13 protein-coding genes are annotated in these 18,582 nt (G+C 57.9%); 7 read left to right on the forward strand and 6 right to left on the reverse strand.

From position 1 onward, the window contains the following. Window positions 1-180: 180 nt before the first annotated feature. Window positions 181-1,764: a peptide chain release factor 3 gene (locus ACZZ0B_RS21985; protein ID WP_007915312.1), complete on the reverse strand. Its 1,584-nt coding sequence runs from the start codon at window positions 1,762-1,764 to the stop codon at window positions 181-183. 450 nt (window positions 1,765-2,214) lie between these two features. Between ACZZ0B_RS21985 and ACZZ0B_RS21990 the strand changes: the two genes are divergently transcribed. Genes ACZZ0B_RS21990 through ACZZ0B_RS22005 form a run of 4 tightly spaced genes read left to right on the forward strand, consistent with a single transcriptional unit; the run spans window position 2,215 to window position 5,639 of the window. Beyond that, window positions 2,215-2,904, forward strand: coding sequence for an ABC transporter permease (locus tag ACZZ0B_RS21990; protein ID WP_169844036.1), 690 nt, complete (start codon window positions 2,215-2,217; stop codon window positions 2,902-2,904). Window positions 2,905-2,925: 21 nt separating this feature from the next. Next, complete coding sequence (locus ACZZ0B_RS21995; RefSeq protein ID WP_008088748.1) at window positions 2,926-3,819, forward strand: glycine betaine ABC transporter substrate-binding protein; 894 nt, start codon at window positions 2,926-2,928, stop codon at window positions 3,817-3,819. 12 nt (window positions 3,820-3,831) lie between these two features. Further along, window positions 3,832-4,485: an ABC transporter permease gene (locus tag ACZZ0B_RS22000; RefSeq protein ID WP_007915307.1), complete on the forward strand. Its 654-nt coding sequence runs from the start codon at window positions 3,832-3,834 to the stop codon at window positions 4,483-4,485. Then, window positions 4,482-5,639 carry an osmoprotectant ABC transporter ATP-binding protein OsmV gene (locus ACZZ0B_RS22005; RefSeq protein ID WP_463546224.1) on the forward strand — a complete coding sequence of 386 codons (1,158 nt, stop codon included), beginning with the start codon at window positions 4,482-4,484 and terminating at the stop codon, window positions 5,637-5,639. Before ACZZ0B_RS22000 ends, ACZZ0B_RS22005 begins: the two co-directional genes overlap by 4 nt. 47 nt (window positions 5,640-5,686) lie before the next feature. On the opposite strand, the gene ACZZ0B_RS22010 is transcribed toward ACZZ0B_RS22005, so the two are convergent. Beyond that, window positions 5,687-6,598: a hypothetical protein gene (locus ACZZ0B_RS22010; RefSeq protein WP_008088752.1), complete on the reverse strand. Its 912-nt coding sequence runs from the start codon at window positions 6,596-6,598 to the stop codon at window positions 5,687-5,689. 577 nt (window positions 6,599-7,175) lie between these two features. Between ACZZ0B_RS22010 and ACZZ0B_RS22015 the strand changes: the two genes are divergently transcribed. Continuing rightward, window positions 7,176-8,339 carry a type III PLP-dependent enzyme gene (locus ACZZ0B_RS22015; RefSeq protein WP_008088754.1) on the forward strand — a complete coding sequence of 388 codons (1,164 nt, stop codon included), beginning with the start codon at window positions 7,176-7,178 and terminating at the stop codon, window positions 8,337-8,339. A gap of 54 nt (window positions 8,340-8,393) precedes the next feature. On the opposite strand, the gene ACZZ0B_RS22020 is transcribed toward ACZZ0B_RS22015, so the two are convergent. From ACZZ0B_RS22020 to ACZZ0B_RS22035, 4 genes are all read right to left on the reverse strand, one after another. Continuing rightward, on the reverse strand, window positions 8,394-9,287 hold the full coding sequence (locus ACZZ0B_RS22020) for a hypothetical protein (RefSeq protein ID WP_463546225.1): 894 nt from the start codon (window positions 9,285-9,287) through the stop codon (window positions 8,394-8,396). A gap of 113 nt (window positions 9,288-9,400) precedes the next feature. After that, window positions 9,401-11,668 (reverse strand): alpha-xenorhabdolysin family binary toxin subunit A, encoded by a 2,268-nt coding sequence (locus ACZZ0B_RS22025; RefSeq protein WP_463546226.1) that lies wholly within the window; start codon window positions 11,666-11,668, stop codon window positions 9,401-9,403. Window positions 11,669-11,862: 194 nt separating this feature from the next. Further along, window positions 11,863-12,615 carry a tetratricopeptide repeat protein gene (locus tag ACZZ0B_RS22030; RefSeq protein ID WP_440093156.1) on the reverse strand — a complete coding sequence of 251 codons (753 nt, stop codon included), beginning with the start codon at window positions 12,613-12,615 and terminating at the stop codon, window positions 11,863-11,865. Then, window positions 12,612-13,292, reverse strand: a complete 681-nt coding sequence (locus ACZZ0B_RS22035) for a Fe2+-dependent dioxygenase (protein WP_008088764.1) — start codon at window positions 13,290-13,292, stop codon at window positions 12,612-12,614. Before ACZZ0B_RS22035 ends, ACZZ0B_RS22030 begins: the two co-directional genes overlap by 4 nt. Window positions 13,293-13,499: 207 nt before the next feature. On the opposite strand from ACZZ0B_RS22035, the gene ACZZ0B_RS22040 reads away from it, so the two are divergent. Beyond that, window positions 13,500-15,821, forward strand: coding sequence for a TonB-dependent receptor (locus tag ACZZ0B_RS22040; RefSeq protein ID WP_008088766.1), 2,322 nt, complete (start codon window positions 13,500-13,502; stop codon window positions 15,819-15,821). Between the two features lie 209 nt (window positions 15,822-16,030). Next, window positions 16,031-18,559 (forward strand): PepSY domain-containing protein, encoded by a 2,529-nt coding sequence (locus ACZZ0B_RS22045; protein WP_463546956.1) that lies wholly within the window; start codon window positions 16,031-16,033, stop codon window positions 18,557-18,559. Window positions 18,560-18,582: the final 23 nt, after the last annotated feature.

The following is an 18,582-nucleotide window of genomic DNA, read 5'->3' on the forward strand; positions in this document are numbered from 1 at the left end:
ATGATCGGCGACGGCGCCGTTCACTCATCTAACGTCCTCGCAAAACCAGCGTCTACTGTCAGACCTGACAGTGGACAACTAAGCCAGAAAGCAAAAAAGCCCCACAGGCAAATGCCTGTGGGGCTTCTTTCGCACCAGCACTACTCAACGTTCAACGTCGCGAAATGCAGTGACTTCTACTTAGTGATGCTCACGCGTCGCACGGAATTTCACATCCGGCCAGCGCTCTTCCATCAACGCCAGGTTAACCCGCGTCGGGGCGAGGTAGGTCAGGTGACCACCGCCGTCGACTGCAAGGTTTTCCACCGCCTTGTTGGAGAATTCCTCAAGCTTCTTCTTGTCGCTGCACTCAATCCAACGAGCGGAGTACACAGTGATCGGCTCATACGAGCACTCAACCTTGTATTCCTCCTTCAAACGGCTGGCGACCACGTCGAACTGCAGCACACCGACGGCGCCCAGAATGATGTCGTTGCTGCGCTCCGGGAAGAACACTTGCGTTGCGCCTTCTTCGGCCAGTTGTTGCAGGCCCTGACGCAGTTGCTTGGATTTCAGCGGATCACGCAGGCGTACGCGACGGAACAGTTCCGGGGCGAAGTGCGGAATGCCGGTGAAACCAAGGGTTTCGCCTTCGCTGAAGGTGTCGCCGATCTGGATGGTGCCGTGGTTGTGCAGACCGATGATGTCGCCGGCGAACGCTTCTTCCAGCTGCTCACGCTCGGAGGAGAAGAACGTCAGGGCGTCGCCGATGCGCACGTCCTTGCCGGTGCGCACGTGGCGCATCTTCATGCCTTTTTCGTACTTGCCGGAGCAGATACGCATGAAGGCGATGCGGTCACGGTGTTTCGGGTCCATGTTCGCCTGGATCTTGAAGATGAAGCCCGAGAACTTCTCTTCGACCGGCTCGACGGTACGCTCGTTGGCCACACGGGCCAGCGGGCGCGGCGCCCAATCGACAACGGCGTCGAGTACGTGATCAACACCGAAGTTGCCCAAAGCCGTACCGAAGAACACCGGGGTCAGCTGACCGTCGAGGAATTCCTGCTGGTTGAATTCGTGGCAGGCGCCTTGAACCAGTTCCAACTGCTCGATGAAACGCTCGTACTCGTCGCCCAGGTGCGCGCGCGCCTCGTCCGAATCGAGCTTTTCGATGATCTTGGTTTCGGTGCGCTCGTGACCATGACCGGCGGTGTAAACAATGATGTAGTCGTCGGCCAGGTGGTACACGCCTTTGAAGTCGCGGTAGCAACCGATCGGCCAGGTGATCGGCGCCGCCTTGATCTTCAGAACGGCTTCGATTTCGTCGAGCAGTTCGATCGGGTCGCGGATGTCACGGTCGAGTTTGTTGATGAAGCTGACGATCGGCGTGTCACGCAGACGGCAGACATCCATCAGCGCGATGGTCCGTGGCTCGACACCTTTACCGCCGTCGAGGACCATCAATGCCGAGTCCACCGCGGTCAGGGTGCGGTAGGTATCTTCGGAGAAGTCTTCGTGGCCCGGGGTGTCGAGCAGGTTGATCATGTGTTCGCGATACGGGAACTGCATGACCGACGTGGTAATGGAAATACCCCGCTGCTTCTCCATCTCCATCCAGTCGGATGTCGCATGGCGATCGGATTTACGGGATTTCACCGTACCGGCCACTGCAATCGCCTTGCCCATCAACAGGAGCTTTTCGGTGATCGTGGTTTTACCGGCATCGGGGTGGGAAATAATGGCGAAAGTGCGGCGTTTCGCGACTTCGGCGGCCTGGTTGGTCATGGGAAATCGCCTGGCGGTGATTCAAAAAAGGGCGGCGAGTATAGCTTAAAAAGTAACCGCCGAACCACCGTCCCTCGGACCCGCAAAACCCCGCAGGAGCTGCCGCAGGCTGTGATCTTTTGATCTGTTGCTCTAGAACAAAGTCAAAAGATCGCAGCCTTCGGCAGCTCCTACCGGTGGCCAGATGGCATCTTATGTGGGAACCTTTTAAAGCACGGAGACGTCCATCCCCTGTTACGAATTTTCGTCAGGGGCTGAAAAATCAGCAAGTTAGCCTGACGAGGCTGCGCTCATGGCTCGCTTTCAGACCGCTTTTTGCCGGTGCTGAGGGAGCTGCTTCTCGCGAACGTTCACTCCCGGCAGCCAAGGCTTGGCATGCCACACGGGAGAGCGTTCGCCGACTACAAAAAAAGGAGTCCGCCTGTGGCTATCCGCTATGGCAAAGGGCTGATGGGAGGTGCGGTGGTGATCGCGCTCCTGGCCCTGCTGGTCCACTGGATCGGCATCAACACGATCGAACACTACCGCGACGATTTGTTGTTTTACCTGCAAGCTCATCTGATTCTCGTCCTCGCTTCAATGCTGGCTGCCCTTGTCGTGGGCATCCCTGCCGGCATCTTCCTCAGTCGCCCGACCATGGTCGGCCGTGCTGAACGCTTCATGCAGATCTTCAATATCGGTAACACCGTGCCTCCGTTGGCCGTGCTCGCGATTGCCCTGGGCGTCCTCGGCATCGGCAGTGGCCCGGCGATCTTCGCTTTATTCCTCGCTTCCTTGTTGCCGATTGTGCGCAACACCTACGAAGGCCTGAAAAACGTCCAGGGCTCGCTCAAAGAAGCGGCCGTCGGCATCGGCATGACGCCGCGCCAAGTGCTGTGGAAAGTCGAATTGCCCAACGCGGTGCCGATCATTGTCGGTGGTGTGCGCGTGGCGTTGGCAATCAACGTCGGCACCGCGCCACTGGCGTTCCTGATCGGCGCAAACAGCCTCGGCAGCCTGATCTTCCCCGGCATCGCCCTGAACAATCAGCCGCAACTGCTGCTCGGCGCCGCGTGCACCGCGCTGCTGGCCTTGCTGCTCGATGGCGTCGTCACCCTCGCCAGCCGCCTCTGGCTGGAACGCGGTTTGCGCCCGTCTTAAGGCTTTTGCGAAGGAATGAATATGAAACGACTTTGTTTGATCTTAGGTTGCGTCCTGCTGTTCGCGGGCATCGCGCAAGCCGCTGAAAAACCGGTGATCCGCCTCGGCGCCCGGGTCTTCACCGAGCAGACCCTGCTCGCCGAAATCACCGCGCAATACCTGCGCAGTAAAGGTTATGACGCGCAGATCACCGGTGGTCTGGGCAGCAACCTCGCCCGCAGCGCCCACGAAAGCGGACAACTGGACATGCTCTGGGAATACACCGGCGTGTCGCTGGTGGCCTACAACCATGTCACCGAAAAACTCGACAGCGCCCAGTCCTACGCCCGGGTGAAAGAACTCGACGCAAAAAAAGGCCTGATCTGGCTGACGCCGTCGAAATTCAGTAACACCTACGCCCTCGCGCTGCCGAAAAAGGTCGCTGAAGAATATCCGCAGATCAACAACATCAGCCAGTTGAACGAAGTGCTGCGCGCCGAGGCCAAGACTAATCACTTGGTAGCGCTGGATACCGAGTTTGCCAACCGCTCCGACGGCCTGATCGGCATGGTCGACCTTTACGGCATGAACCTGAGCCGCAAGAACATCCGCCAGATGGATGCGGGTCTGGTCTACACCGCGCTGCGCAACGGTCAGGTGTTCGCCGGCCTGGTTTACACCACCGACGGTCGCCTCAACGCCTTCGGCCTCAAGCTGCTGGAAGACGACAAGCATTACTTCCCCGACTACACCGCGGCGCCGGTGGTGCGTCAGGCCTACCTCGACGCGCACCCGCAACTGGCCGAGCAACTCAAGCCGCTGGCCGAACTGTTCGATGACGAAACCATGCGCCAGCTCAACGCGCGGGTCGACGTCGATCACGAAAGCCCATCGAAAGTGGCCGCCGATTTCCTGCGCCAGCATCCACTTAACTAAGGAGGAAAAGTCATGGAATTTTTGAACGCCTTTTCCCACCTCGACTGGCAGCAGGTGATGCACCTGACCTGGCAGCACATCACCCTCGTCGGCATCGCCGTGACCCTGGCAATTGTCGTTGGCGTGCCGCTGGGCATTCTGATGACGCGGTTTCCGACCCTCGCCGGCCCCTTGCAGGCCAGCGCCACGGTGCTGTTGACCGTGCCGTCGATTGCCCTCTTCGGTCTGCTGCTGCCGTTCTACTCCAAATTTGGCCAGGGCCTCGGCCCGATGCCGGCGATCACCGCCGTGTTTCTCTATTCATTGCTGCCGATCATGCGCAACACCTACCTCGCCCTCACCGGCGTAGAACCCGGTATTCGTGAAGCCGCACGCGGCATCGGCATGACCTTCGGCCAGCGCCTGCGCATGGTTGAATTGCCGATCGCCGTGCCGGTGATCCTCGCTGGCGTGCGCACCGCCGTGGTGATGAACATCGGCGTGATGACCATCGCCGCGACCATCGGCGCCGGTGGCCTCGGTGTGTTGATCCTTGCTTCCATCAGCCGCAGTGACATGTCGATGCTGATCGTCGGCGCGCTGCTGGTCAGTCTTCTGGCCATTTTCGCTGACCTGTTTCTCCAATGGCTGCAACGCTCGTTGACTCCAAAAGGACTGCTCAAATGATCGAACTTCAAAACCTCAGCAAAACTTTCCAAAGCAACGGCAAAGATGTCAAAGCCGTGGACTCGGTAAGCCTGACCGTCAATGAAGGCGAAATCTGTGTGTTCCTCGGGCCATCGGGTTGCGGCAAAAGCACCACGCTGAAGATGATCAACCGCCTGATCAAACCGACCTCGGGCAAGATCCTCATCAACGGTGAGGACACCACTGATCTCGACGAAGTGACTCTGCGTCGCAACATCGGTTACGTGATCCAGCAGATCGGTCTGTTCCCGAACATGACCATCGAAGAGAACATCGTCGTCGTGCCGAAACTGCTCGGCTGGGACAAACAGAAATGCCACGACCGCGCCCGCGAATTGATGAGCATGATCAAGCTGGAGCCCAAGCAGTATCTGCATCGCTACCCGCGCGAATTGTCCGGTGGTCAGCAACAGCGCATCGGCGTAATCCGTGCACTGGCCGCTGACGCGCCGCTGCTGTTGATGGACGAACCGTTCGGTGCGGTCGACCCGATCAACCGCGAGATGATCCAGAACGAATTCTTCGAGATGCAGCGCGCGCTGAACAAGACCGTGATCATGGTCAGCCATGACATCGACGAAGCCATCAAGCTCGGCGACAAGATCGCGATTTTCCGCGCCGGTAAACTGCTGCAGATCGATCATCCGGACACGCTATTGGCGCATCCGGCGGACGATTTTGTCAGCAACTTTGTGGGTCAGGACAGCACGCTCAAGCGTCTGCTGTTGGTGAAAGCGGAAGATGCGGCGGACAACGCGCCGTCGGTGAGCCCGGAAACCCCGGTGGCCGATGCGCTGGAATTGATGGACGAGCATGACCGTCGCTATGTGGTGATCACCTGTGCCGAGAACAAGGCGCTGGGTTATGTGCGCCGTCGCGACCTGCACCGTCAGACCGGCACGTGCGCGCAGTACTTGCGCGAGTTCAACGCCACGGCCGCCTACGACGAGCATTTGCGCATTCTGTTGTCACGCATGTACGAGTTCAATCGTTCGTGGTTGCCAGTGATGGACGCCGAGCGCGTGTTCCTCGGTGAGGTGACGCAGGAGTCGATTGCCGAGTATCTGAGCTCGGGTAAATCCCGAGGGGGTAAAACCAGCATTGTCTCGCCAGCAGAGACGGCGCTGGCCTGATACGGCGAACCGGGCCAGTCTCCACGGAGAATGGCCCGGTTGTTCGTTCAGGAGGTAATGGCCTGGTCGGCCGCGAAAAACTCGAACTTGGCTTTTTCGGTGGGCGTTTGGGGCAGGGTGATTTTGATCACCGGAATCCAGATATCGGTGTGGGTCTTGAAATCCTTCTGATCGGCCTGGGCCGAGGCCTTGCCAGAATCACTGATGTAAAAAACCGCTTCGATCGGCAAGGTTTTACCCAGGCCCTGAGCCCATTTACCCATGCGGAATTCGTTTTGCGTATTGAAAGCAAAGGTGCCGCCCATGCCCTGCGCCTTGAGCGCCTCGTTAAATGCAGTGGTTGCCCCTTCATTTAAGCTATCGCGCACATTAAATCCGCACAGGCTTCCATACTTCACCGTCGACTTGTTGTAGTGATCAATATATTGGGCAGCGGTGTTAATACCTTGGGACTGGCATGGTTTGCCAACGACAGGATAAGCCACTTGTACTCCACAGCCTTGATCATCGCGCAAGTCGGCACCCGCATCGACCGGAAAGAAACATAAGACCGTTGGGTAGACCTTACCCACCGGAGAGAAAAACAATGGATAGAAAATAAAGCCGTTTTTATAACCAAACACCAACTTGTTGAAATTTGCATCGGTACGGAGGAAGGAAAACGAAACGCCGGTCGACTGGGGGTTCGGATCCCAGAATCGGTAACTGGCAGAATGGTTCGTAGCACGCAAGAGTACGCCAGAGCACAGAAACGCTGGGGCTGACGGACGATTTTTACACAGGGTCGCCGTGTCGTTGTAGGCCTTGGTCAAGTAAGCCGCGATCTCCGGGCCGGTGCCATTGGCTCTCACGTTGATCGGCGCTGAAGCAGTGACGAGTGTCGGCTGTTCCTGCGGTACTTCATGTGTTGCGCAACCGGACAGGGTCAGCGCAATCAATAACGCACTTATTCTTTTCATCCTTTGATCCCCGACGTGATAGTTCGATAAATCAGCAGCGCACGGGCACGTGGGTGCGGATAACTTTAAAGTTCCGGCACGCTTGCTTGCACTTGGTTAAAAGAGAGTTACCGGTGCCTACCTTAGGGATATAAAGAACAATAAACACCTGTCAGAAATGACAGTCTTAACAGCGTCATTGATACTTTTTCGAAATAAACTTCAAGGGCCGTTATTACGCGAGCTTGAGGATGCTGGCGGAAGGAAAGAATTCTGCGAGGGGAACATCCTTCTGTCATCTCGGTCGGTTACATCAGGAGTCAGGGAAGACCGCACGACGGAAGCGTGCAGAAATGCGACATTTTTTGTTGATCTCAGGCCCCTCACGCCCTAAAGTTCGCGCCGAACGTCCATGCTGGAAACGATCCATCCGGCTCAAGTACTGACGACGAGACAGCAAGGCCAAGGGCAGCAACGCACCCATGGCCTTTTTGCTTTCGGCGACATGCCTTGGGAAGTAGGCGAACCAAAGTGGGGATACGGAGGACGTTCATTTGCACCCATTGTTTTTACACGTTTGCCATAGGAGCTCCCTAGCATGTCGATCCAGGTCGAAGATTATTTCGCGCGCGCCACTTTTGACAAAATGAAGGCGTTCGCCGACAAACAGGAAACCCCGTTCGTGGTGATCGACACCGCGATGATCAGCCAGGCCTACGATGACCTGCGCGCCGGTTTCGAATTCGCCAAGGTCTACTACGCGGTCAAGGCCAACCCGGCCGTCGAGATCATCGACCTGCTCAAAGAGAAAGGCTCGAGCTTCGACATCGCCTCGATCTATGAGCTGGACAAAGTGATGGATCGCGGCGTCAGCGCCGACCGTATCAGCTACGGCAACACCATCAAGAAATCCAAGGACATCCGCTACTTCTACGAGAAGGGCGTACGTCTGTTCTCCACCGACTCCGAAGCCGACCTGCGCAACATCGCCAAGGCTGCGCCGGGTTCGAAAGTTTATGTGCGCATCCTCACCGAAGGCTCGACCACGGCAGACTGGCCGCTGTCGCGCAAATTCGGCTGCCAGACCGACATGGCCATGGACCTGCTGATCCTCGCCCGCGATCTCGGCCTGGTGCCTTACGGCATCTCCTTCCACGTCGGTTCGCAGCAGCGCGACATCAGCGTCTGGGACGCGGCGATCGCCAAGGTCAAAGTGATCTTCGAGCGTCTGAAAGAAGAAGACGGCATCCATCTCAAGCTGATCAACATGGGCGGTGGCTTCCCGGCCAACTACATCACCCGCACCAACAGCCTGGAAACCTACGCCGAAGAAATCATCCGCTTCCTCAAGGAAGACTTCGGTGATGATCTGCCGGAAATCATTCTCGAGCCAGGCCGTTCGTTGATCGCCAACGCCGGTATTCTGGTCAGCGAAGTGGTGTTGGTTGCGCGCAAATCGCGTACTGCCGTCGAGCGCTGGGTGTACACCGATGTGGGCAAGTTCTCCGGCCTGATCGAAACCATGGACGAAGCGATCAAGTTCCCGATCTGGACCGAGAAGAAAGGCGAGATGGAAGAAGTGGTCATCGCCGGCCCGACTTGCGACAGCGCCGACATCATGTACGAAAACTACAAGTACGGTTTGCCGCTGAACCTGGCGATCGGTGATCGTCTGTACTGGCTGTCGACCGGTGCGTACACCACCAGTTACAGCGCGGTCGAGTTCAACGGCTTTCCGCCGCTGAAGTCGTATTACGTGTAAGCGTCTTACCCGTAACGCAAAAAGCCCATGACCTGTCATGGGCTTTTTTATGCGTTACAGCCGGGGCAATTTGCCCAGTTGGTCCGACATGCTTTGCACATCGTTCAACGGCCCCTTGAGCATCGGCAGCGCAGATTTCGCCCGCGCCATCGTCATCGCCGGATAATGGTTTCGAAGCATCTGTTGCGCTTCATCCAGCATGCACGACATCCGATAGCAGAAATCGCTGAGGTTGTTCGCCGCACTGGCAGCGCGCCGGCGCAGGTTGAACAGAAACTCGACATGTTCTTTGGACTGCGCGATTCGCTCCTCCTGCGAATACAACCGGCCTGGCTCATAAGTCGTGCCGGGCAGACCGATTTTACCCAGACTGTAATAGGCCTCGATCTTGGGGATCGGTTTATCGCACGTGCATATCGGCATCGTCAGGCACTCGATGAAACGCACGAAGATGCCGTGGATCGACTCGGCCAGTCCGATCACCCGGGTTTTGAAATTGAGCACCATGCCCCGATATTGCTCAAGCCGGCGATCCATTTCGCGCAGCACATCGATGATGCTTTCGGCAGGTGCATTGCCCCAGGCAGGCGACCTCACCAGTGAAAATTGCCGCGGATCGATCGTGACGATCGTCTTTCGGCGATTGTCGGCCTTTGAAACGACGACCTGAAACTCTTCGATGAAGGCAAAAATCTCACGCAACACCTGCGCAGAATGGCTGCCGAGCGCCGGTGTGGCCACCTGTATCGCCCGCCAACACATTTCACTGGTTTGTGCAGCCTGCCTCAGGCTTTGAACATTCGGCGGCGGCACCATGATGTGCTTTTGCCGTTCGAAGATTTCAGTAAACTCCGTCATTTCCTGCAAGGCAGGGGGTAGATCCTGCAGAAACTTCACGTACTGCTTCAATGCAGCGAAGTTTTTTTCTGCCAGTAAATATTCAAGCATCAGCCTCTCCTTAGTCTGATCGTACTTTCATTGCCGATGGAACCGTGCCCATCGGCAATCCTGCGCCGGACTCTGATATCACATACAAATGCAGAGCACGCCTACCGGCAGACTCAGCGCTGCGGAACGGACAGCGGATTAAGGAAAGCGATAAACAGTGGCGCATGCTGTTTCAACGCGGCACTGAGTGCATCACAGTCGTCCGACACGTCGGCATCGATTGCATCGCGCAACTGCTCAAAAGCATTCACGGCAGGACGGTAGGTGGCGGCATATTCGGCGCGACAGTCTTCCATGGCGTGAATGGCCTTCAGGTAAGTGACCTTGCCTTGCGAATCACGGATACCCGCGCGCTCGCGTTCAATCTCGGCCTGCACGCCATCGATTTTCAGCTTCAGCTTGTCGCTCTCACGCACCATGTCCAGGAAGCGCACAGACTCACTAATGCCAATAAGTGTTCGCTTCAGTTGGTCGATGGCCGCCATCACCAGTTTGATTTCCGGCGGAGCGAGGCCCAGTTCGGTGATCTTGGCGATGGTCAGCTCAACGTCCTTGCCCAGATTCTCGATACCGCTTTTTTCCAGCAGATTGACCCCGTCAATGATGACCTTTCGATCAGCCGCAAGCTCTGCAAGTTTGCTGTCCAGCTGCGCAATTTCTGCATCGGCCACGAGCGCGTCGCGCTGGAAATCGGCGATGTAAGCCTGCGTCAGGCGCATATCAAACCGTGCATCAATATTGCGCAAGGCGTTACGCACCAGAGTTGCCTGCCTGGTCATGGCAGAGGAAATCGAACGCAAAATATCCTTGCGCTCATCGTCGATTTCTTCAATGACCTCAGGATCGGTTTCTTTCAACCGATCCTTCTCGTTGCGGGCGAGACGTCGCAGGCTGTTTTGCAGATCATTCACTCCGGTCTGGGCCGAATCCTGCAATTGGTTTTGGCATTGCCCCATGCCACTCACAGTGCGCTTGAAGCGGTCGAACAGATCGGGCAGGTAACCCAGTTTAGTCTTCAAGACTTCTGCCTGAGTGCGAGCTTCACGCATCTGTTCGACAGTGGCGGCCAGGGTGGCCATGTCCACAGGCTGATAGCTCACTGTCGCGCTGAGACTGATCACACGCGAGGTTCGCGTGCTGAACGAATAGTTGCGCTCGTATTCTTCATCAGCCTCTTTGAAGACCTGAATAAGCTTGTCCGAGTCGGTCTCGATGGCTTTCCATGGCAGCACGACTTCTTCGAACTCGGTACCGAAGACCCGCAGGCTCAAGGCATCGTTGACACGGCCCATCGCAGCGACCGAGTTGGAAATGTGCAGGTAGAGGCTTTTCCAGACATGCATCAGGTTCTGCGTGGCGATGTCGGCATCGATGGCCACGATCATCAGACTTTGCAGGTCATGTTTGACGCGGGCAAGAGAACCGAGTGTCTGGTTCTTGCTCGCCAACACCTGGATATCCCGTTCCTGTTCGGCATACAACGCTTTGCGTGCAGCACGAATATTTTCCGCCTCCACCCCCATGTAGATAGCCATGGCCAGGCCCACGATGTTCATCCCGGCGGCAGATTTCAATGCCTCCTGAACAGCGGCCTTGTATTCAGTGTTTTTAATATCGATTTCTTTGGCACGATTATCGATGTCGTTCTTCAATACCTTGATATCTGCTGCCAACGAACTGCTGTCGATCAAACCGACCCTGAGTTTTATACTGGGCAGGACATGCTCGCGCAGATCATAACCAAATAGGTCCAGGTCATTCTTGATGCCTTGCACATCGCTGAGGTTTTTATTGATCCGCTCGAATATTCGCTGCAGGTAATAGCCCAACGTCGCGACGGTATCCGGATCAATTTCAATATCTGGAAACTTGTCACCCAATTCAATTTCGAGTGCTTTAAGCTGGGCAAGTGTTTTAATCTTGTTTTTCTTGAGGAACGCGACCGAATCATCGTCGCTCAAGACTTCCTGAATCGCCTTGCCATAATTGAGCATGCTGCTGGCAAAGCTCTTCAGCCCCTGCCCGGTCATCATGATGCGTTCACGCAGCGGCGACCAGCGTCTTGCGTGGTTGCGGGTGTTTACAAAGGTCGAGAGGAAATCTGTCGGATTCAACCCTGGGCCGCCGTTCTGCCCCGCGCCATAGCGCAGATAATCTTCGACATCCTTCAGGGTATGCGGCAGCGCCAGGCCGGCTGCTTCATATTTACGCAAATCAATGATCTGCTTTTTAGTGAGGAGCAACCCTCTGTCGCGTACTACATCATCGCCATCCGACGTCGATGCGTCACTTAGTAACTTTGGCGCCGCTGCCGCCATCTGCATAACTTGTTCAGGCGAGGCATTATTCAGGGCATCGCCCCATAAGCTGGAAGAAGACATGATCATTCCTTTAATCAGTTTTAAGTTAAGTAAATCAAAAACAAGTCAGAACCCGTAAGAACTTAAACTTGCCAGACAGACTTAAACATAAAAGCCGCACTTAAAAAAAGCGTTTCATGCCTTCAATATATTTATAAAGAATACTAACAACTGGACATACGACTCGATACTTGCGAACAGCGCCTTGAATTCAACTAGACGCTGATGTGCCCTGCGCGCTCTTTATACTCTTGAGCCAATGCCTGAATGGCCGGGTGTGCTGCGCTCTCCAAAGTCTGGGCAGCCACGCCGAGAAACGCAGCATGCCCCCCGAACATCGCCTTGCGGTACCAGCCTGACGCCTCTTCAATCTGTGAGCGCTCGGCCAGCACGCTGGCATAACTGAACTGGCCACGGAAGTCGCCGGCCTGCGCCGAGCGGCGATACCAGTCGAAGGCTGCGGCAGGGTCCGCGCGACAATGGCGTCCCTCTTCAAGATAACGCCCGAGCAGGTTCATCGACTTGGCGTGTCCGGACTCGGCGGCCTGGCGATAAAGCGCCAATGCTTGCGGCTGATCGACCGCCACGCCGCGCCCGGTCGCCAAGAGATTGGCCAGGTTGTACATCGCCCAATCCAGCCCTGCCTGCGCCGCGACTCGATAATGCTGCGCGGCAACCCCGGCATCGGCGACACACCCCCAGCCATGCTCATGACAACGACCGAGCATGTTGCGCGCCATCAGGTGCCCGCGTCCGGCGGCGATGCCGAACCAGCGCAGCGCCAGCGGCGGGTCCTGCGCGATACCCTGGCCGTCCAGCAGGATTTGCCCGAGCAATGCCTGCGCTTCAACCTCGCCCTCGCCCGCTGCCAGCAAAATGGCTTGGGCCGCACGGGCCGGACTTTCAGTGAGCATGGCGCTGAGTTGCTCGCCGTCGAGGACTTCCTCGCGACGCAATAGAAAACTCATACCTCAACCCAGCGACGCAGCAGGTTGTGATAAGTACCGGTTAAGCGAATCAGCGAAGGGTGATCGGGCATGTCCTGGGTGAGTTGCTGGATTGCTCCGTCCATCTCGAACAGCAAAGCGCGCTGGCTGTCTTCGCGCACCAGGCTTTGCGTCCAGAAGAACGACGCATAACGCGCGCCGCGAGTGACCGCATTGACTTTGTGCAGGCTGGTGCCGGGGTACAAGACCATGTCGCCGGCGGGCAATTTCACTTGTTGGGTGCCGTAGGTGTCCTGGATTTCAAGTTCGCCGCCGTCGTAATCCTCAGGTTCGCTGAAGAACAGCGTCGCCGACAGATCGGTACGCACCCGCTCGATGCTGCCCTTGGGCTGGCGCACAGCGTTGTCGATATGGAAGTCGAAACTGCCGCCGGCCGTGTAGCAGTTGACCAACGGCGGGAAGACTTTGTGCGGCAGTGCGGCAGACATGAACAGCGGATTTTTCCACAGCCGTTCAAGCATCGCCGCGCCGATTTCCTTGGCCAGCGGATGACCTTCAGGCAACTGAAGATTGTGCTTGGCTTTGGCCGACTGAAAGCCCGCGGTGATCTTGCCATCGGCCCAATCGGCCTGCTCCAGAGCTTCGCGAATGCGCTGCACTTCTTCTTTCGCGAACAGTGCGGGGATGTGCAGCAGCATGGCGATGTCACCTGATGGCAAAGAGGCGGCAATGGTATTGATTCTTATTGGCCGTGTAAAACCCGGGAGACGAATGAACTGGCAGAAACCGTAAGGTTAAATTGTAAAGAATGTAAATTCAGTGCGAATAACAATGTTTCGCAATTGATACGAATACGTGTTTACCCTATATTCCGCCGCCTCAAATCCTTGGGGAGGGGAATAAAAATGGCACGTCAACACGCACAATTACCGGTCAGTTCACCACGTCTGCTCGCCTCTGCAATCGGTGTAGCGATTACCGCCGGCTCCGCTGGCCACATGGTGATCGCTGCCGAAAAGACCGACAGCAAAGCCTCCGGCAATGCCATCGCCCTGGACGCCACCGCCATCACCGGCGAAGCGCAGGACGCGACGTCCTACCAGGTCGAAAAAGCCTCCTCGCCCAAGTACACCGCGCCGCTGGTCGACACGCCGCGTTCGGTTACCGTAATTCCGCAACAAGTGCTCAAAGACACCGGCGCCCTGAACATGCAGGACGCGCTGCGCACCGTGCCGGGCATCACTTTCGGCGCCGGTGAAGGCGGCAACCCACAGGGCGACCGTCCGTTCATTCGTGGTTTCGACGCGCAGGGCGACACCTACCTCGACGGCGTGCGCGACACCGGATCGCAGAGCCGCGAAATCTTCGCCGTGGAAAACATTGAAGTCAGCAAGGGCCCGAACTCCGCTATCGGTGGTCGTGGCGCAGCGGGCGGCAGCATCAACCTGGTGAGCAAGAAAGCCCACCTGGGCAACTCGTTCGACGGTGGTTTCACCTGGGGCTCCGACCAGACCCAGCGTTACACCCTCGACGGCAACTACCAGTTCAGCGACACCGCGGCTGGCCGTCTGAACCTGATGAGCCACGAGAGCAATGTCGCCGGTCGCGACAAGGTCGATTACGACCGTTGGGGTATCGCCCCGTCCTTGGCCTTTGGCCTGGGCACCGACACCCGCGTCAACCTCGATTACTACCACCTGGAAAGCAACGACACCCCGGATTCGGGCATCCCTTACACCATTCCAACCGGCGGCTCCGCGGCACGCACCAAGTCCAACCCGGACAAACCTTACGCTGGCGGTGATCACAGCAACTTCTACGGTCTGGATCGCGACTTCCGCAAGGGCCGCACCGACACCGCGACCTTCGCCATCGAGCACGACCTGAGCGACTCGCTGACGATCAAGAACACCCTGCGTCACGGCACCAGCATGCAGGATTACATCCTCACCCAGCCGGACGACAGCAAGGGCAACGTCAACAACGGCACGGTCTGGCGCCGTGCGAATACGCGCGTGAGCAACACCGAGACCACCACCAACCAGACTGACCTGTTCGGCAACTTCTACGTCGCCGGCTTCAAGAACAGCTTCTCCACCGGTGTTGAATACACCCGTGAGGAAAGCCAGAAGTCCTCGTACAACGTCAACGTCGACACCACGCCGCGCACCACCAACGTGCCATCGAGCAGCAACTGCACGCCGTCGATGATCGGCGCGTCGAGTAACTACAACTGCACGTCGCTGTCGAATCCGAACCCGAACGATCCGTGGAACGGTGCGATCTCGCGCAACTACGCCGGCACCGACACCCAGTCCGATACTTACGCACTGTATGCGTTCGACACCCTGGAGCTGTCCGAGCAATGGCTGGTGAACATGGGCCTGCGTTACGACCATTTCGAAACCGGCTACAAGACTTACACCAACGCCGGCACCACCACTTCGAAGGGTGCTGACACCAGCGAGTTCGTCACCGGTCAGTTCGGCGTGGTTTATAAGCCAGCGGAAAACGGCAGCATTTATGCGTCTTACGCCACCTCCGCCACGCCACCGGGCAACACCCTGGGCGAAGGTCAGGAAGGCAACCCGTTGGGCGGCAGCACTGATCGTGCCGGCAACCTGCTGAGCAGTGACATGGAGCCGGAAACCACCAAGAACTACGAAATCGGCACCAAGTGGGACCTGCTCAATGATCGCCTGTCGCTGACCGCTGACATCTTCCGCACCGAGAAAGAAAACGCTCGCGTGCAAGTCGACACCTCGTCGTACGAAAACGCCGGCAAGACCCGTGTGCAAGGTGTCGAACTGTCGGCCAGCGGCAAGATCACTGACAAATGGCAAGTGTTCGCCGGCTACGCCTACATGGACAGCGAGCAAGTCGACGGTGGTCCACTGGGCCGCGCCAACGACGGCAACGAACTGCCTAACACACCGAAGAACAGCGCCAGCCTGTGGACCACTTACCAAGTCACGCCGAAGCTGACCATCGGTGGTGGTGCGTTCTACGTGGATGACGTGTTCGGCAGCGTGGCCAACACCACCATGGTCGATTCGTATGTGCGTTATGACGCGATGGCCGCGTACAAGCTGACCAAGAACGTCGACCTGCAACTCAACGTGCAGAACCTGACCAACGAAAACTACTACGACAAAGCCTTCTCGACCCACTTCGCCAACCAGGCGGCGGGCCGTACGGCACTGTTGAGCACCAACTTCCACTTCTGACCCTGTAGGAGCTGCGGCACGCTGCGATCTGTTGATCCTGATCTTTAAAAGCAAAATCAAAAGATCGCAGCCTTCGGCAGCTCCTGCAAAAACAGTCGGCCCCGTTCATTCAGTTGAACGGGGCTTTTCTGCGTAATAAAGAACGCTTCTCGATAACCCACGGCATAATGCGCGCCGTGAAGACAATTTCCGAATGGACGGCGAGTGACGTGTTGAAGAAAACCCTGTTCCAGTTGCACTGGTTTTTTGGCATCACCGCAGGCCTGGTGCTGGCCCTGATGGGCATCACCGGCGCGGCCTATTCGTTTCAGGATGAAATCCTGCGGGCGATCAATCCCTCCGTCCTGCAGGTGGAAAAACAAGTCGCCGGCGTCCTCCCGCCGGTCGAACTGGTCGAGCGCATCGAAGCCACCTCCGGCAAGACCGTATCGATGCTCTGGGTCGAAACCGACAGCGGCAGCGCAGCGAAAGTGTTCTTCACCCCGCCCAAGGGTGAGCGTCGCGGCGAGATGCGCTACTTCGATCCCTACACCGGCGAGTTCATGGGCGAAGCCGTCGGCCAGGACTTCTTTGGCCTGATGCTGCAACTGCACCGCTTCCTCGCGATGGGCGATACCGGGCGCAACATCACCGGCGCCTGCACGCTGATCCTGCTGTTTTTCTGCCTCTCCGGTCTGTACCTGCGCTGGCCGCGCCAGTGGAACAGCTGGCGCGTGTGGCTGACCCTCGACTGGAAGAAAAACGGCCGCGCCTTCAACTGGGATTTGCACTCGGTGGCCGGCACCTGGTGCCTGTTGGTCTATCTGCTGCTGGCGTTGACCGGGCTGTCCTGGTCTTACGAGTGGTACAACAAGGGCCTGACCAAACTGCTTTCCGACGCGCCGCAAAACGAGCGCGTGCGCGGTGGTCGTGGCCCGGCACCGCAAGGCCCGGCGCCAATTGCCGATTACGCGGCGATGTGGAGCAGCATCTACAGCGCCGCCGGCCCAGGCCTGTCGGCGTACAACATCCGCATGCCGGCCGTGGCTGGCCAACCGGCGACCGTGTTCTATCTGCTGGAAAGCTCGCCGCATGAACGCGCGCTGAACCAGATCACTCTCGACCCCGCCACCGGCATCGTCAAACGTGTCGACCGTTACGCCGACAAGAGCTTCAAGGCGCAACTGCTGACCAGCATTTATGCGCTGCACGTCGGCAGCTATTTCGGCCTGATCGGGCGGATCATCGTCACCCTCGCGGCGGTGTGCATGCCGCTGTTTTTCATCACCGGCTGGCTGCTGTACCTCGATCGTCGGCGCAAGAAAAAGCAGATCAAGGACGCGCGCAAAGGTCTCGAGCAACCGGCCGGCGATGCGTCGGCGTGGCTGATCGGTTTTGCCAGTCAAAGCGGTTTTGCCGAGCAATTGGCCTGGCAAACCGCCGGGCAATTGCAGGCCGCCGGTTTGCCGGTGAAGGTGCAGCCGCTGGCGAATGTCAGCGAGCAGGATCTGCGTGAGTCGAACAATGCGCTGTTCGTCGTCAGCACCTTCGGCGACGGCGAAGCGCCAGATAGCGCCCGTGGCTTCGAGCGCAAAGTGCTGGGCAAGGCCTCGACACTCGACAGCCTGAACTACGCCGTGCTCGGGCTTGGCGATCGTCAGTATCAGCACTTCTGCGGCTTCGCCAAACGCCTGCATCAATGGCTGAGTGAACACGGCGGCAAGACATTGTTTGCGCCGGTGGAAGTCGACAGTGGCGATCCCTACGCGCTGCGTCACTGGCAGACACAACTTGGTCTGCTCACCGGACAAGCGCCGGTCGATACCTGGCAGGCGCCGAGCTACGACAACTGGACGCTGACACGCCGCGAACTGATGAACCCGGACAGCAGCGGTTCGCCGGTTTATCTGTTGGGCCTGAGCGCCCCGAACACCAGCAGCTGGATGGCCGGTGACCTGGTGGAAGTGCTGCCCCGCAACTGCCCGTGGGCCATCGAACATTTCCTCGACGGCCTGGGTATTCGTGGCGAGACCACGGTGAAAATCAACGGCCTCGACGAGCCGCTGGAAGTCGCACTGGCTTCGCGTCAATTGCCTGAGCACCGCGCGCATCTGGTCGGCCTACACGCACAGTCGCTGGTCGACGCGATGGTGCCGCTGGCCATGCGTGAATACTCGATTGCCTCGATTGCCGCCGACGGTGTGCTGGAGCTGATCGTACGTCAGGAACAGCATGCCGATGGCAGCCTCGGCATCGGTTCCGGCTGGTTGACCGAGCATGCGCCGGTCGGTGGCGCCATCAGCCTGCGCGTGCGCCGCAACAGTGGTTTCCACCTGCCGAACGAGCCAGTGCCGATGATTCTTTTGGGCAACGGCACAGGTCTGGCCGGGCTGCGCAGTTTGCTCAAGGCACGGATTGCCGACGGCCAGCAGCGCCAGTGGTTGCTGTTTGGTGAGCGCAATCGTGAGCACGATTTCCTCTGCCGCGCGGAGCTGGAAGAGTGGTTGATCAATGGTGATCTGCAACGTCTGGATCTGGCGTTTTCGCGCGATCAGGTCGAGAAGGTTTATGTGCAGGATCGCTTGCGTGAGTCGGCTGACGAATTGAAGGAATGGTTGGCTGACGGCGCCGTGATCTACATCTGCGGCAGCCTGCAAGGCATGGCCTCGGGCGTGGACCAGGTACTCAACGACGTTCTCGGCAGCGCCGAAGTCGAACGCCTGATCGAACAGGGCCGCTACCGCCGCGACGTCTATTGATCCCCCCCTGTAGGAGCTGCCGC

The sequence above is a fragment of the Pseudomonas sp. AC247 genome, from assembly GCF_979258015.1.

Bases quoted from the DNA above. Each gene is read 5' to 3' on its own strand.
- ACZZ0B_RS21985 (WP_007915312.1), bottom strand. From the start codon at position 1,764: ATGACCAACCAGGCCGCCGAAGTCGCGAAACGCCGCACTTTCGCCATT.
- ACZZ0B_RS21990 (WP_169844036.1), top strand. From the start codon at position 2,215: ATGGGAGGTGCGGTGGTGATCGCGCTCCTGGCCCTGCTGGTCCACTGG.
- ACZZ0B_RS21995 (WP_008088748.1), top strand. From the start codon at position 2,926: ATGAAACGACTTTGTTTGATCTTAGGTTGCGTCCTGCTGTTCGCGGGC.
- ACZZ0B_RS22000 (WP_007915307.1), top strand. From the start codon at position 3,832: ATGGAATTTTTGAACGCCTTTTCCCACCTCGACTGGCAGCAGGTGATG.
- ACZZ0B_RS22005 (WP_463546224.1), top strand. From the start codon at position 4,482: ATGATCGAACTTCAAAACCTCAGCAAAACTTTCCAAAGCAACGGCAAA.
- ACZZ0B_RS22010 (WP_008088752.1), bottom strand. From the start codon at position 6,598: ATGAAAAGAATAAGTGCGTTATTGATTGCGCTGACCCTGTCCGGTTGC.
- ACZZ0B_RS22015 (WP_008088754.1), top strand. From the start codon at position 7,176: ATGTCGATCCAGGTCGAAGATTATTTCGCGCGCGCCACTTTTGACAAA.
- ACZZ0B_RS22020 (WP_463546225.1), bottom strand. From the start codon at position 9,287: ATGCTTGAATATTTACTGGCAGAAAAAAACTTCGCTGCATTGAAGCAG.
- ACZZ0B_RS22025 (WP_463546226.1), bottom strand. From the start codon at position 11,668: ATGTCTTCTTCCAGCTTATGGGGCGATGCCCTGAATAATGCCTCGCCT.
- ACZZ0B_RS22030 (WP_440093156.1), bottom strand. From the start codon at position 12,615: ATGAGTTTTCTATTGCGTCGCGAGGAAGTCCTCGACGGCGAGCAACTC.
- ACZZ0B_RS22035 (WP_008088764.1), bottom strand. From the start codon at position 13,292: ATGCTGCTGCACATCCCCGCACTGTTCGCGAAAGAAGAAGTGCAGCGC.
- ACZZ0B_RS22040 (WP_008088766.1), top strand. From the start codon at position 13,500: ATGGCACGTCAACACGCACAATTACCGGTCAGTTCACCACGTCTGCTC.